Origin of the sequence: Sanguibacteroides sp. AM78-02pH3A (assembly GCF_027666085.1) — a bacterium.
GTDB classification, from domain to species: Bacteria; Bacteroidota; Bacteroidia; order Bacteroidales; family Marinifilaceae; genus Gabonibacter; species Gabonibacter massiliensis.
In genome coordinates this window covers 240,773-256,108 of the sequence record NZ_JAQEHX010000003.1, presented here as the reverse complement: position 1 = coordinate 256,108, position 15,336 = coordinate 240,773, and the positions used below count along the sequence as shown (strand labels likewise).

The 15,336-nt window shown below is 43.6% G+C and carries 9 protein-coding genes; 6 read left to right on the top strand and 3 right to left on the bottom strand.

What is annotated here, in order from left to right:
- Positions 1-2: 2 nt before the first annotated feature.
- Positions 3-1,280, top strand: coding sequence for a M64 family metallopeptidase (locus PGR74_RS06050; protein WP_041504242.1), 1,278 nt, complete (start codon positions 3-5; stop codon positions 1,278-1,280).
- A 203-nt stretch (positions 1,281-1,483) separates the two neighbouring features.
- Here the strand turns inward: PGR74_RS06050 and PGR74_RS06045 are convergent, their stop codons facing one another.
- A complete protein-coding gene (locus tag PGR74_RS06045; RefSeq protein WP_235375102.1) occupies positions 1,484-3,844 on the bottom strand; it encodes a sensor histidine kinase in 2,361 nt (786 codons plus the stop codon).
- A 45-nt stretch (positions 3,845-3,889) separates the two neighbouring features.
- Here PGR74_RS06045 and PGR74_RS06040 point away from each other — a divergent pair, with 45 nt between their 5' ends.
- Genes PGR74_RS06040 through PGR74_RS06025 form a run of 4 tightly spaced genes read left to right on the top strand, consistent with a single transcriptional unit; the run spans position 3,890 to position 8,889 of the window.
- The gene (locus PGR74_RS06040; RefSeq protein WP_041504241.1) at positions 3,890-5,320 is read left to right on the top strand and encodes a glycosyltransferase family 2 protein; all 1,431 of its coding nucleotides are present in this window, start codon (positions 3,890-3,892) and stop codon (positions 5,318-5,320) included.
- Entirely contained in the window at positions 5,313-6,290 is a 978-nt protein-coding gene (locus tag PGR74_RS06035; protein WP_270516837.1) for a DUF4922 domain-containing protein, read from the top strand. Before PGR74_RS06040 ends, PGR74_RS06035 begins: the two co-directional genes overlap by 8 nt.
- 3 nt (positions 6,291-6,293) lie before the next feature.
- Entirely contained in the window at positions 6,294-7,619 is a 1,326-nt protein-coding gene (locus tag PGR74_RS06030) for a SpoIID/LytB domain-containing protein (RefSeq protein ID WP_270516836.1), read from the top strand.
- Entirely contained in the window at positions 7,612-8,889 is a 1,278-nt protein-coding gene (locus PGR74_RS06025) for an MFS transporter (RefSeq protein WP_041504239.1), read from the top strand. Before PGR74_RS06030 ends, PGR74_RS06025 begins: the two co-directional genes overlap by 8 nt.
- 199 nt (positions 8,890-9,088) lie before the next feature.
- Here the strand turns inward: PGR74_RS06025 and PGR74_RS06020 are convergent, their stop codons facing one another.
- A complete protein-coding gene (locus PGR74_RS06020) occupies positions 9,089-10,498 on the bottom strand; it encodes a NupC/NupG family nucleoside CNT transporter (protein WP_270516834.1) in 1,410 nt (469 codons plus the stop codon).
- A gap of 180 nt (positions 10,499-10,678) precedes the next feature.
- Here PGR74_RS06020 and PGR74_RS06015 point away from each other — a divergent pair, with 180 nt between their 5' ends.
- Positions 10,679-12,445, top strand: coding sequence for a bifunctional metallophosphatase/5'-nucleotidase (locus tag PGR74_RS06015; protein ID WP_041504238.1), 1,767 nt, complete (start codon positions 10,679-10,681; stop codon positions 12,443-12,445).
- A 62-nt stretch (positions 12,446-12,507) separates the two neighbouring features.
- On the opposite strand, the gene PGR74_RS06010 is transcribed toward PGR74_RS06015, so the two are convergent.
- Positions 12,508-15,297 carry a M16 family metallopeptidase gene (locus PGR74_RS06010; protein ID WP_041504237.1) on the bottom strand — a complete coding sequence of 930 codons (2,790 nt, stop codon included), beginning with the start codon at positions 15,295-15,297 and terminating at the stop codon, positions 12,508-12,510.
- Positions 15,298-15,336 lie beyond the last annotated feature (39 nt).

Genomic DNA, 15,336 nt, shown 5'->3' with positions numbered 1-15,336 from the left:
TTATGAAAAACAGAATGCGACTATTATTTCTATCTATCCTCCTGTTTTCGGCAGGAAATAGTTTTGCACAATTCGACACCTATTTCTATAACAAAACCCTCCGGCTGGATTACTCCCATTGCGGAGACAACAAACAGGATGAAATCTTCTTCGAGGGATTACGGGAAGAGCCCTATTGGGGCGGTTCCAAAACCAATTTAATCGATACTACCTTATACGGTAATTATTACCTGAACGTCTATGACCTTAAAACCAATAAATTAATCTACTCCAGGGGGTATTGCAGTCTTTTCGGAGAATGGAGAATGACAGACGAAGCCCTGACAACTCGCCGTAGTTGCCCGGAAGCCGTAACCATGCCCTTTCCGAAAGAGAATGTACGTATTGAGATTACAGCCCGGAATAAAAAAGGCGTTTTCGTGAAAAAATTCGAATACACGGTAGACGTGAACAGTTATTTCATTAGCAAAGACCGTCGCTTGGAATATCCCACTTATGACGTAATGTACACGGGTAACTCTGCCAAACGGGTGGATATCGTTTTGCTCCCGGAAGGTTATTCGGCAGACGAAATGGAGCAATTCAAAGCCGATTGTCACCAATTCGTAGAAGGGCTTTTCAGCTTTTCGCCTTACAAAGAGAATAAAAATAAATTCAACGTACGCGCCGTTCTGGCTCCCTCGAAGGAATCCGGAGTTGATATTCCGGGTGAGTACATATGGAAAAATACGATTCTGAACTCCTCTTTCTACACCTTCGATTCGGAACGTTATATCATGACCTACGATTTTAAAAGTGTAAAAGATTTAGCCGCAAACGTTCCGTACGACTACATTTACATCATCGTGAACACGCAAAAATACGGAGGAGGAGCCATCTATAACCATTACGGCGTGAGCATATCCGGTAATTTACACTCGGCCAAAGTATACGTACACGAATTCGGGCATCTTTTTGCCGGATTAGGAGACGAATACGTGGGCGGTGCCGAATACAACGATCTTTATCCTCCCAAAATAGAACCTTGGGAACCGAATTTGACGACGCTGACCGATTTCGGGAAAAAATGGAAAAACTTAATGGATAAAAATACCCCCATCCCCACACCCGTCGACCCTGAAAATCCGACCCGATTAGGGGTCTACGAGGGAGGCGGTTACGTTTCCAAAGGCGTTTACAGACCTTGGCCCGATTGCCTGATGAACTCTCTCAAGGGTGAAGCTTTCTGTCCAGCGTGTACAAGAGCCATCCAACAACAAATACGATTTTATTCCGAATGATACCGTCTAAAAGTCCGGACATAAAATCCGGACTTTTGTGATATAATGACAGGGAATTAAAGGATTTAGGGATTGAGAGATTGAGGGGTTAAAGGATTAGGTGATTGACGAATTCAGGATTAAAAGCGAATCACTAAATCGCAGAATTATTCCATTACAATGACATGATTTAAAATTGAATAACTGAATTTTCCAGGAGCCCTTTATTCGCTTTCATTAACCGGCTGAATGTGTAACGGATGCCAGAATACGAAACGGGCTCCCTCCCTGTAATCTTTATCGACCCAGATATCTCCTCCCATCATGGTAATCGTTATCTTGGATATAGCCAATCCCAAGCCTGTTCCTTGAGCATATTCATTCAATTTCTCAAAACGTTCGAACACCTTCTTTTGTTTATCCTCCGGAATTCCGCAACCCGTATCCGATACGGAAAAATAAATTCTGCCTTCCGCCGTTTCGATTCTGATTTCCAACGTAATGCTCCCCTCTTTGGTAAACTTATTGGCATTCGACATGAGATTGATCAATATTTGTTGCAAACGCTGGACATCCGTCATCAATTCGAAACTCTCCACGGGAGATTTAAAGACATACTCCACTCGAGGAGGCTTAGCATGCCCCGTAGTCGCCATTACACTACGACACAAGCCGATCACCTCACAATACTCGTAACTAAATTTCAATCGTCCTGTCTCCAAACGGGAAATATCCAAAATATCATTGATCAGGCGCAACAATAAATCCGAATTCTTTTGTATGATAGAAACATACTCTTTACGGACTTCCGCATCGTATTCGTCAGCCGTCAACACTTCGGAGAAACCGACAATAGCGTTTAACGGAGTACGGATCTCATGACTCATATTGGCCAAAAAAGCCGATTTCAAACGATCCGATTCTTCGGCTTTTTCCTTGGCCAAACGCAACTCCATCTCCACCTGCTTTTGTTTGGTCACGTCTTCGAGTCGGACAACCACGCCTAACAAGTTTTGTTCCGCATCAAAAACCGGATTAGCATACATATAGACATACGTATTGGAGGGATATTTGGCAATCACCTCGGTAGCCCTTCTCTCCTTCATAGCGGTCACAACCGGACAATAAGTACAAGGCTCATCCAACCCTCTCAATACTTCGTAACAAACTTTTCCCGTGGAAGACTGAATATTACACTCCGGAGTCTCAAAATCTACTCCGTTGTGCCACTTCACGGTAAAATCAGGATTGATAAACTTAATTCCCGCATTGACATTATTCAATATAAGGATATTATCCTTCTGGGCATCCTCTAACGCATCCTTCAATCGTTTGGTCCGAATATAAAAATAGAGAGAAATTAAAAAACCAAGCAATAAAATAATGAAGGTAACAGCGAAGCCGACTATCTGATACCTGTATTCTTCAAAGAAAGATATTTTCTTATTAAATAATCGAGCATGGTCAACCTGAGATTTATTCAAGAAATCATATTCCTGCAACTTCCTGTAATCGAAAACATACTGATTCGGAATAAACTGCATCTTCAGTGTCGTATCCCGTTTTTGACGTTCCCATGCCAAAGCCTGTTGAGCCAAATCTTTTCCGACCGTCCGGTACTCGGGCACGCACCCCCCCACGGCCCAATGGCCAATAGCGATAGAAGTAACGGAAAAAGCCGGAATCTTGGGATTAGCCATCATCATGGAATAGGTCGCATTCCTCATAAAATAGCCGTCATTCATGTCCACACGCCACGTTCCTAAAAGAATCACCGTATTTTCAGGCAGATTCTCAATTTTCTCATTCATGAGATAAACCGTATTCTCGCGGCCATCCAATAGAATCAGATCCAATTCGGGAAACTTTTGCATTTCCTCCCTCACGTACGCCTGCAAGGAAACTCCCCCGTAACTATTATCCGAAATAAAAGCGATATGTTTTGTCTCCGGAAAAAAATCCCGTATTAACCTTATATTCCCGACAATATCATAATCGTATACAAAACCGCTCATTTGTACACTTGTGTCCACATCTGCAAGCACATCTATACTCTCCGGTTTCCACGTACTTAAATCGACGACATTGGAATCCGGCAAGAAAATAGCATTCCGGCTGACCATACCACATACCAATGGGATATCTTTTGTAAGCTCGCTATCTAAAGAGAGATAAGAGGACCAAGCCTCCTGTCCTAAAATCACGATCAAAGAGGGACGATTTATTCCCGTATATTTCAAAAGAATTTCTTTCATGCGCGACTTCCAGGCAAGCACTTCCGAAAAACTTTTACAGTTCATGTTTTCTATGCTTACCTGAAACTTTCCGCCTTTAGTCGTGTATTCATCCAAAAATTCGGAAATATTGTTCGAGGTTTGCTGTGTCTCCGGATTGTAGGAACTGATAATCAATATCGGATGAGAAGAATCCTTCTCGCCCATAACCATCATGGGCAAGACAGATAACCCTATTATTAGTAAAATTTTTAACCTCAATCCTATTAATCGCCACATGCCGAATAGTGATAACATTCCAGCAAAGATAAATAATTCCGGAGAAAAACTAATAAAAAGAAATAAATTCATGCTAAAAAGAATATATCTTTGAGCAACATCTAAAATCATTTTTTCATGAATCGTATACTTACTTGCTTTCTGGTAGACAAGAGTGATAATATATTCTTACAAAACAAATTAGAATTTCAGTCCCAATTAGAAACTGAAAATATAATTCCATTACGGGAACCTATTCATCAAACGAATACCCTCAAAGAATTGGCTAAACAAATAAGAACTCCATTTTGCCTGTTTTATCTCAAGAATGCCCCTGTAAAGCTTGCTCCCTACGCCTTGGAACGTATGGTACAAGTAGCGGAAACGACAGGAGCGACAATGGTCTATTCCGATCATTATTCCCTAAAAAAAGGAGTATCTTTACCTCATCCTACCATAGAGTATCAAATCGGCAGTCTACGGAACGATTTTGATTTCGGTTCGTTAATCTTATTTAACACCGTAAAATTCAAACAAGCGGTCGAAAAGATTCGCACAACGTACCGGTACGCAGCCTTATATGATCTACGGCTACGTCTATCGCGGGAGGGAATGATTATCAGGATTCCTGAATTTTTATACACGGATACGGAAGAGGATCTCAGGTTATCCGGAGAAAAACAATTCGACTACGTGAATCCCCAAAACCGGGAAGTTCAAATCGAAATGGAACAGGCTTGTACGACACATCTAAAAGCGATAAATGCCTGGTTACCTCCCGAATTCGAGACGGTCGATTTGAATGAACAAAAATTCACGACCGAAGCATCCGTTATCATTCCTGTCCGAAACAGGGAAAAAACGATAGCGGACGCTATTCGTTCCGCCCTAAACCAAAAAACGACATTCGATTTCAATGTAATCGTCATTGATAACCATTCTACCGATTCAACGACAGAAATTATCCGCGATCTATCCCGCGGAGACAAACGAATCGTTCATTTGATTCCCGATCAACCACAAACAGGAATAGGCGGATGCTGGACCCACGCCATCATGCAAAACTGTTGCGGGAAATTTGCCGTTCAACTGGATAGCGACGATCTATATATCGACGATCAGGTCCTGCAACTCCTGATCGATACTTTTTACAAGCATCAATGTGCCATGCTCGTGGGAAGTTATCGGATGGTAGATTTTAATTTAAAGGAGATTCCGCCCGGAATAATCGACCATAAAGAGTGGAGCATGGAAAACGGACACAACAATGCATTAAGAATAAACGGATTAGGTGCACCGAGAGCCTTCTATACCCCTATCCTGAGGAAAATTAAAATTCCGAATGTCAGCTACGGCGAAGACTACGCCGTAGCCCTTGCTATCTGCCGCCGGTACCGTATCGGACGAATATATACTCCTGTATACCTATGCCGCCGTTGGGAAGGCAATTCGGACGCGGATTTAACGATAACGAAGGTAAACGAGCACAATACCTACAAAGACAAAATAAGAACCATCGAGTTATGGGGTCGAATCAGATATAATCTAAAAAGAAAGGAAAATGATTGACTTGGAATCTTTTTTTAAGCACCAGCTCTCCCACTGGGAAATGGCAAATAACAATTACAATCGGTTGAACGAAGTACTTTACCGCACGATAGAGTTCGACGATTTTTCAATAAAAATACAATGCAATCCCGACCGGATCGTATCGGCGACAGCACGCATCGATAGGCTATCGCTTCAATCCAGACCTTGTTTTTTGTGTAAAGAACATCTGCCTGCCTCGCAGGACAGCGTGAGCTACAACGAAAATTTCGACATACGGATCAACCCCTTTCCCATTTTCACCCCGCACTTTACCGTACCGGCCAAAAGACATATCCCGCAAGTACTGGAGAATTATTTCAGAGATATGCTCTCCATGGCCAAAGATTTTCCGGATTACACGGTTTTCTATAACGGCCCCCGAAGCGGAGCTTCCGCACCGGATCATTTGCATTTCCAACTGGTCCCCAGACATTCGATGCCCTTGGAAAACGACGTGATTAATTGTTCCAAAGAGACCATACTCCCGGCTTTCCTAACCTGTCAGGAGAAGATAAGTTCCATCGCTTCGCCTGTCACTTTCAAAATCGAAAGTATCACGCGTTACATCCGAAAGAATCTGATTCTACGGACGGCAGATGAGAAAATAATGCAGACAGCCTTCCAATATCTCCTGACAGAAATAGGCAAGGTAACCCCGAACAATCCCGAACCGATGCTTAACCTGTTTGTCTGGTACGAAAACGGAGAGTGGTACGTCGTCCTGTTTCCCCGGCAAAAACATCGCCCGCGGCAATTTTTCGCGGAAGGGAAAGAACATATTCTTTTTAGTCCCGGATGTGTCGATTTCGCCGGAGTGGTGATCTCCCCCCGGAAAGAAGATTTCGAACGGTTCGACGCTCCTTTGCTGTCGGATCTTTTCGGACAATTAACCTTGGACGATAACCAATGGAACAATTTAATCCGGTATATCGAACACCCTAACTTATAAACTATGAGACCACATATTGAAATCGGAATACTCTTTTCCCCCTCAATCCGTTTCCATTTACACGGAGAATTCATAGAAAAAAACTCCGGAAAAACATACCGGGGAGAATACACCGTATGCAAACGACAAGAAAAAATCATATTCCGACAAGAAAAAAAAGAGGAAGTCATTCTTTCCGGTTTCACCCTCATTCCCGCAGATTATACCTCTTCCCACTTCGAATTGCCGGATGTAATTATCGGCATTCACTTCCACTGGGAACGTAAGGAAAATCAAAAATTTAAGGGCTCTCTTAAAATCATCGACGAAAAAAAACATCTTACGGCAATCAACATCTTACCTTTGGAAGATTATTTGGTCAGCGTCATCTCATCGGAAATGAGCGCCACGTCCTCACTCGAATTGCTAAAAGCACATGCCGTTATCTCCCGGAGCTGGTTGTTGGCCCAAAAAGCCAAATCTTTCCGAAGGACGGCAAATCCTTCCCGCGTACAGACGGAAACGGAATACATCCGCTGGTACGATCGGGAAGACCACCTGCATTTCGATGTATGCGCCGATGATCATTGTCAGCGTTATCAAGGAATCAGCAAAGCTTACACACCTATTGTTTCTCAGGCCGTAGAGGCCACGCAAGGAGAAATTCTGACTTACGAGGGAGAAGTTTGCGACACCCGATTTTCCAAATGTTGCGGCGGAGTATCCGAACTTTTTGAAAACACCTGGGAGCCCGTTAATCACGCGTACCTGACTAAGGTCATAGACACTCCCGTACAAACTTCGACACCCGATTTACGTCAGGAAGAAGAAGCGAGAAAATGGATATTGTCTTCTCCCGACGTTTTTTGCAACACGAGAGACAAATCCATACTGTCCAACGTTTTAAACGATTACGATCAAGAGACCCGGAACTTCTTCCGATGGGAAGTCTATTACGAAACGACCGAACTTTCAGAATTGGTAAAATCAAAGCTCGGGATCGACTTCGGAAGAATCGTGGAGATACAGCCTATCGAAAGAGGCGTTTCCGGCAGACTCGTGAAGGTCAAGATCGTGGGAACATTGAAAAGTATGATCATTGGGAAAGAATTGGTTATCCGTAAAGCATTTTCCGCCAGCCATCTCTATAGTTCGGCCTTTGTTGTCGATTCCCGGAAAGATTCCCGGAACAATACGATCGGATTTACCTTCAAAGGAGCCGGCTGGGGGCACGGTGTCGGACTTTGCCAAATCGGTGCTGCCGTCATGAGCGAAAAGGGATACAACTACCGGGAAATTTTAGCACACTACTTTCCGGGAACCGACCTCGAAAAAATAGACCATGAATAAACAAACCCACCCTACACGGAAGTCTTCCTGGTCGTGGATACCCACGCTCTATTTTGCCCAGGGCCTTCCCTACGTAATTGTCATGACCTTAGCCGTTATCATGTATAAACGTCTCGGAATAGACAATACGGACATAGCTCTTTATACCAGTTGGTTTTATCTTCCCTGGGTGATTAAACCCCTGTGGAGTCCGCTGGTCGATATCATGAAAACCAAACGATGGTGGGTCGTTTCCATGCAATTAACGATCGGCGGCAGCTTAGCCTGCATTGCCCTGACCCTTCCCGGACCTAACGCCTTTCGCTACTCCCTTGCTTTTATGTGGTTATTGGCATTCAGCTCCGCCACACACGACATTGCCGCCGACGGGTTCTACATGTTAGGACTAAATACCCGACAACAGGCTTTTTTCGTAGGTATACGCAACACGTTCTACCGCCTGGCCATGCTCACCGGGCAAGGCCTTATCGTCATGTTCGCCGGATGGCTCGAAAAAACCTATTCGATTCAACTTCCGGAGGAGATCGCCGTATCGAAGGCTTGGTCGATTACTTTTTATCTACTTACCGGCATATTTCTTATCCTCTTTCTTTATCATCAATTCGTGTTGCCCAAACCCCAAGAGGATACTGCGGTTAAAAACGATGATTATCTGAAAGCCTTTTTCGACACATTTCTATCCTTTTTCCGGAAACCGGGTATCGTCACGGCCCTGCTGTTCATGCTCCTGTTTCGTTTAGCCGAATCCCAATTAGTGAAAATCGCCTCTCCTTTCTTATTAGACAAACCGGAAACAGGCGGATTAGGGATGAGTACATTGCAAGTAGGCACCCTATACGGCGTAGTCGGCCTGATAGCCCTTATAGCTGGAGGAATATCCGGAGGAGTCGTGATAGCACGCGACGGCCTCAAACATTGGATCATGTGGATGACGGCAGCCATGAATCTACCCAATTTAGTTTATCTCTATTTAGCTTATGCCCGCCCCGATAACGTATACCTTATATCTTCCTGTATCGCTATCGAACAACTCGGTTACGGTTTCGGGTTTACGGCTTTGACCTTTTTTATGATACTATTCAGTAAAGGAAAGGAACAAACGGCCCATTATGCCATTTGTACGGGTTTTATGGCCTTAGGCATGATGCTTCCCGGCATGATCTCCGGGTGGATTCAAAAAGAGGTAGGGTATCAGCATTTCTTTATCTGGATCATGCTCTGTACCATCCCCAGCTTCCTGGCCGCCCGGAAAATACATAAAAACTTATAATGGCAAATAGATTTTTGATCAACGATCGAACCCTATAAAATTCAGTGATTCAGTGATTCAGTGATTCGGTGATTAAATGATTCGATTTTAATCCTGCAATGGTCAATCTTTCTAATCCCCAATCACCTAATCTCTCAATCACCCAATCTCTCAATCACCCAATCTCTCAATCACCCAATCTCTCAATCACAGAATCCTCCTATCCTATAATCATACCGATAATCGTGGCCGACATCAAAGAAGCCAGGGTTCCCGCCAATAGAGCCCTTAAACCGAATTTAGCCAAAAGCGGCTTATTTTTGGGAGTTAATCCTCCGATTCCTCCGATTTGAATCCCGATAGAGGCAAAATTGGCAAACCCGCACAAAAAGTAAGTACACATGATTACGGACTTCATCTCGGCAAAAGCCCCTGCCGTCTTCAAACTCGCCAGATCCACATAAGCAATGAATTCGGTCATAATCACTTTTTGTCCCAACAAACTACCCGCGTGTACGATATCCGCGGGACATATACCGATCAACCACATCAATGGTGCAAACAAATACCCCAAGATCAATTGCAAGGACAATTCATGTTGCTTCCCATCCGTCAGCTCGGCAATCCAATCGTTCAATCCCACGATATGTCCAAATTTGGCAAACAAATAATTGGCAAAGGCGATGAAAGCAACAAACACAAGCAACATACCGGCAACATTCACGGCTAATTTCACTCCTTCGGAAGCACCATTGGAGATCGCATCCAAAACATTCTTGCCTACTTTATTCTTAGGTACCTCGATCGTATTTTGAATTTTCTGCGTCTGAGGAATCAATATCTTAGCGACAACGACAGCTCCCGGCGCAGCCATCACGGAAGCCGCCAACAAATGCTTGGCGAACAACAATCGCTGTACCGGATCCTCCCCACCCAAAAAACTGATATAAGCAGCAAGCACGCCGCCGGCAATCGTTGCCATCCCACCCGTCATCACCAAAAATATTTCTGAAGGAGACATATCATCCAAATAAGCCTTAACCATTAAAGGAGCTTCCGTTTGTCCTAAAAAAATATTTCCCGTAACAGACAAAGACTCCGGTCCGGTCAAGTTCATCAATTTAGTCATTGCCCAAGCCATTCCGTATACTACTTTCTGTATGATCCCGAGATAAAACAACAACGAAGTCAAAGCTGAAAAGAAAATGATCGTCGGCAGCACCTGAAAAGCAAAAATATACCCGCTCTTGGTCGTATCCATCAATCCTCCTAACAAAAACTCACTTCCGGCACGCGTAAAATCCAATATGGTAACGAATATTTTTCCCACGAAATCAAATACGGCCTGAACCGGAGGGAGATATAAAATACCTATGGCCAAAATCAACTGTATTGCCAAACCAATCGCCACAACTCTCCAGGAAACCCCTTTACGATCGCTACTGAACAACCAGGCGATCCCGAGTATACTCACCATACCTATAACTCCCCTCAAAATAGACATAAACGAAATATGACTTTCAATATTCACCGCACTATGTATTCCTCCTCCGGCCTGAGCGAAAAGATTCCCTGCCGCCAACATAAACAATCCCATCGTCAGTACCGTTATTTTTCCAATCTTACCCATATCTGTTATTATTGATGTTCATTATATTATAAAACGCACCTGCTTCATTAGCGGTAATCAGGGCGAATTTACTCTTTTTAGCGATAGAAAAGATTCTTTTTAACAAAAAAATCCATAGTTTTGCCCCAGATACGACCCTTATATCTTATATTATTGAAACACACGAATAAATCCATATCTATGAGAAAAATCATTTCATGGTTTTCCGGAATATTACTTCTGCTAAACCTTTTACAAGCTTGTTCATCCAAACCGGAAGAAGCCCGACTTACCATCTACTGTACCAGTGACGTCCACGGCAGTATTTTCAATTACGATTTAAAAAAAGGAAAAGAAACTTCTCATAGTCTCGCCAACGCTTCGACCCTCCTCAAAGAAGCCCGGGCCAAAGACTCATTAAGTGTACTCCTGTTAGACGGCGGCGATTTTCTTCAAGGCCAACCCTCGATCTACTACTATAATTTTATTGACACCATTACCCCACACATCCAGGCTCAAGTCATGAACTACTTGAAATACGATGCCGCCGCCGTGGGAAACCATGATATCGAAGCCGGTCACCCGGTTTATGACCGCATAAAGAAAGAATTTCGATTTCCTTGGCTATCTGCAAATCTAATCGACAGCCAAACAGGTAAGCCCTATTTTACACCCTATGTAATAGTGGAGCGACAAGGAATTAAAATTGCTATCTTGGGAATGACGACCCCTAATATTCCTCAATGGTTACCGGAGCATCTTTGGCAAGGAATCGAATTCGAAGACATGATCGAATCTTCGAAAAAATGGATCGACATCCTCCGAAAACAGGAAAAACCGGATATGGTCATAGGACTTTTCCATTCCGGGTACGACTACACCTATGGAGGAGCCAACGAAAAAACGCTTAAAAACGAAAACGCCAGTAAATTAGTTGCACAACAGGTAGACGGATTCGATATCGTTATTTTCGGCCATGATCATACGGAGAAGCAAGAAGAGCTGACGAACGATTTCGGCCATAAGGTTTTATTAATGGATCCAAAATCCCACGGTACTTATCTCGGTAAAATTGTCGTTTCCTTGAAACGGGAAGGCGACCGGTATCGAAAATCTTACCGAAGCGAACTGATCGATCTGGATAAGGTAACTACGGATAAGGATTACATTTCAACTTTTACTCCGGCAATAGATAAGGCCAAATCATACATCGACACGGAATTAGGTACGTTCAAAAGTCCGCTTTCGGGACGGGACGCCATGTTCGGCCCCTCGGCGTTCATCGATTTCATCAACGAAGCCCAATTAGCAGAAAGCGGAGCGGAAATCTCTTTTGCCTCCATCCTTTCGCGGGATGCCTACATCAAAGCCGGAATAATTACCATGAAAGACATGTTTAATCTTTACGCTTACGAGAACTCTCTCTATACGATGCGGCTTTCCGGCGAAGAAATACGCAAATACTTGGAATACGCCGCGGCTATGCAGTTCAATACCATGCAATCCCCAAAAGATCATCTGCTAAACTTTAAAAAAGACGCGGAAGGAGAGATTCTAACGAATAAAAAAGGATATCCGTTCTTACAAAACGACTTTTTCAATTTCTCTGCCGCGGCAGGTATAAAATATACCGTGGACGTAAGTAAAGAACCGGGTCACCGGGTCACCATCCTCTCCATGACCGACGGTACTCCTTTCTATCCGGAACATATGTACAAGGTAGCTGTAAACTCTTACCAGGGTAACGGAGGAGGAGGACATCTCACCCGCGGAGCAGGAATTCCCAAGGCCGAATTAACGAAACGCATCATCGACGTCCGAGAGAAAGACATCCGCTATTACATCGCGGAGTACATCAAACGCCAAAAAGTATTGGATCCTCAACCCAGAAACGAATGGAAGGTTATTCCGGAGAAATGGTATAAGAAAGGCAAAGCGCAGGATTATAAATTATTATACAACAAATAAACAAAAGGGTTGCTTCGATTAAAAAGCAACCCTTTTTACAACTAAAACCGATCTTTCAACCTCTATCTCTTTTTTGTTTCAAAAACAATATCCATCCTATTCGCATCGGTAAAAAAACGTTCTGCAAAATTCCGGATATGTTCAGGGGTCAAGTAATCAACGATTTCACTAAAATTCTTCGGATCGGTCACGTCTATCCCATACAAAGACATCATGGTTAAAACATTCAACCAATATGAATTATGCAGTTTAGACTGTTCGTGTTGGTTACGTATAATCATGGCGATCTGTACGATTTCGGCTTGAGTCGGCCCCTCTTTGATCATCCGATCGATCTCGTGGAAAAGAATCCTTTTCAACTCTTCCGCTCGATCCGGATCACAATCAAAACTGATACTCAGATTATAAACCGGATACGGTTCCCTCTGAGAAGAACCTTCCACGCTCACGTTATAGGTTCCCCCGGCTCCCTCACGAATACTTCGAGTACACCGTAATCTCAAGATATGCTGAAAAATACCGAAATAATAATTATCCCGGACGGTATAAGCCATCTCTTTGGAATAAACCTCCACGACAGCAGACTTATCAACTTCTCCCCGTCGTTCGATCACTTTCCGGGTAACTCCTTGAGGACACCTCACTCCGTTATCTTTCCAATGTTCGCGTCGGTAAACAGAACGAATCGATCCGATGTATTTCTCAACCAAAGGCCGGACTTTCCCCGCATCTACATCGCCCACGATGAAAAAGGTAAAATCACTGGCATCCTGTATTCGGTCCCGATACACCTTTTCGATATTAGCCAAGGTAACCTTATCCAAAAACTCCTGATTATACAATATGACCCGGGGATTATAATCGTTTAATATCATCTGCAAAGAGTCACTCATCGGCGAAGTTTGCAAAGAGGCTTTCGCCTGCTGCATCATCAATTCATGAGCTACCTTATCAAAACGAGGTTGCTCAAAAGTCAGATAAAACAACTGCATCAAAGTCTCCAAAGATTGAGGAGTGGACGAGCCCGATATGTTTTCAGCCACATTATTCAAATTGATCGCGATGCTCACGTTTTTTCCTATCAGGTAATTCATTAACTCCTTCCGACTCATCGCACCGATTCCGTAAGCCGGCATCAACTTACCCAACATCATGGCGGCAGGAAGCAAATCGGGTCCGAACAAAGAAGTCCCTCCTTTGCTGTAAGCCGTCATCACCACCTGATTTTTGTCACCGTCGGCTTTCCGAAACAGAATACGAGCTCCATTATTCAAAACCCACTCTTCGGCTCCCCAAGCGGGCAAATCGGTAGTTTTTACGATTTTACCCCCTTTTAGATTTCCCGTTATCAGCTCCTTATCCCCGGTAGGTCTCTCTTCTGCATAAGGTTCCATCTCCATTTTCTCCACTTTTTTCAATACATTCAAAGCATCTCCTTTAGTCAGGTGTATGGCATTTTTCGGACCGGCAATCGATACGACCATATTTTCACGCGTAATCCATTTTTTCGCCTTGTTTGAAACCTCTTCCACGGTAATCGTCGGAATAACGGATTCGGCAAACCGATAATAGTAATCGAATCCGGGAGCCGGTTCATTTTCCAAGAAATGAGCCTGAAACTCGGCAACCAACTGCGAGTTCTCGATTTTATCCAGATTCTCATACATCGTCTTAAAGCTCATCAGTAACAATTGCTTGGCCTTCTCCAACTCCCCTGTTGTAAATCCATAACGCTTCAATCGTTCGTTTTCCGCATATACCTTCTCCAATGCTCTTCCCTCCTGATTCAAATTAGCCGTCGTCGAAATAACATACGCCCGATAACCTCTTACCAAAGGAGCCATCTTACTATCCGCCGCCAAACAGGGTGAATTTTTCTGTTGGGTCAACTTACCGATGCGCGTCTGAAACATCAAACCATACAAAGCCTCGACTAAAGTTTCCCTCATATAATGATGATTTTTCCATTCCGGTTTAACAGCCTCGGAAAGAATATTCAATGACACGAAAGAGTAAGGCACATCCTTATCTACGGCCAACACATAGGACTCTTTACCGGACAATGGAACTTGGTAAAAAGGCCGGGGAGTCGGATTTTCTATCACCGGAATCTTGGAGAACAGATCGATAACCTTTTTCTCCATCCATTCTGCATCAAAATCCCCGACCACAATAATAGCCTGAAGATCCGTACGATACCATTCATGATAATAATCGGCCAAGGCTTGGCGTTTAAAATTTTTAATCACATCCGGATCCCCGATTGTATTCCGCTTCGCGTATTTAGAGCCTTTCAACAAGACCGGCATCGTCTTCTCTGACAAACGTTTTGCCATACCCGATGTGGTACGAGCTTCTTCCAGAACCACTTTCCGTTCCTTATCAATCGCCCGTTGGTCCAAAGAGATATAGCGAGACCAGTCATGCAGGATCAACAAGCAAGTATCCAATAGACTCTCCGTTTGCGTCGGTATATTACTTAAACGATATACCGTTTCGTTATATCCTGTAGCCGCATTCAGGTGCGAACTCACATCCACCCCATTTCTCTTCAATACCTCGGTGATGGCATCTCCGGGAAAATGCTCCGTTCCGTTAAAAGCCATATGTTCCAAAAAATGAGCCAAACCGTTTTGGTCGTCATTCTCCATCAGGGAGCCCACATTTTGTACAATGTAAAAATCAGCCCTTTGCCGCGGAGCTGTATTACGACAGACGTAATAGGTCAGTCCATTGCTCAACCTCCCGTAACGTACCGCCGGATTCAACGGTACCGTATCTTCCGGAGCGTACTGGGCAAAAAGGTTTCCCTGAACAAGCCCCAATAAAAACAGTAAAATCATCTTTCTCATAAATCAATCTTTAATATATAGCCCGGAAGATATTTGACT

Bases quoted from the DNA above. Each gene is read 5' to 3' on its own strand.
- PGR74_RS06030 (WP_270516836.1), top strand. From the start codon at position 6,294: ATGAGACCACATATTGAAATCGGAATACTCTTTTCCCCCTCAATCCGT.
- PGR74_RS06050 (WP_041504242.1), top strand. From the start codon at position 3: ATGAAAAACAGAATGCGACTATTATTTCTATCTATCCTCCTGTTTTCG.
- PGR74_RS06025 (WP_041504239.1), top strand. From the start codon at position 7,612: ATGAATAAACAAACCCACCCTACACGGAAGTCTTCCTGGTCGTGGATA.
- PGR74_RS06010 (WP_041504237.1), bottom strand. From the start codon at position 15,297: ATGAGAAAGATGATTTTACTGTTTTTATTGGGGCTTGTTCAGGGAAAC.
- PGR74_RS06035 (WP_270516837.1), top strand. From the start codon at position 5,313: ATGATTGACTTGGAATCTTTTTTTAAGCACCAGCTCTCCCACTGGGAA.
- PGR74_RS06040 (WP_041504241.1), top strand. From the start codon at position 3,890: ATGAATCGTATACTTACTTGCTTTCTGGTAGACAAGAGTGATAATATA.
- PGR74_RS06020 (WP_270516834.1), bottom strand. From the start codon at position 10,498: ATGGGTAAGATTGGAAAAATAACGGTACTGACGATGGGATTGTTTATG.
- PGR74_RS06045 (WP_235375102.1), bottom strand. From the start codon at position 3,844: ATGAATTTATTTCTTTTTATTAGTTTTTCTCCGGAATTATTTATCTTT.
- PGR74_RS06015 (WP_041504238.1), top strand. From the start codon at position 10,679: ATGAGAAAAATCATTTCATGGTTTTCCGGAATATTACTTCTGCTAAAC.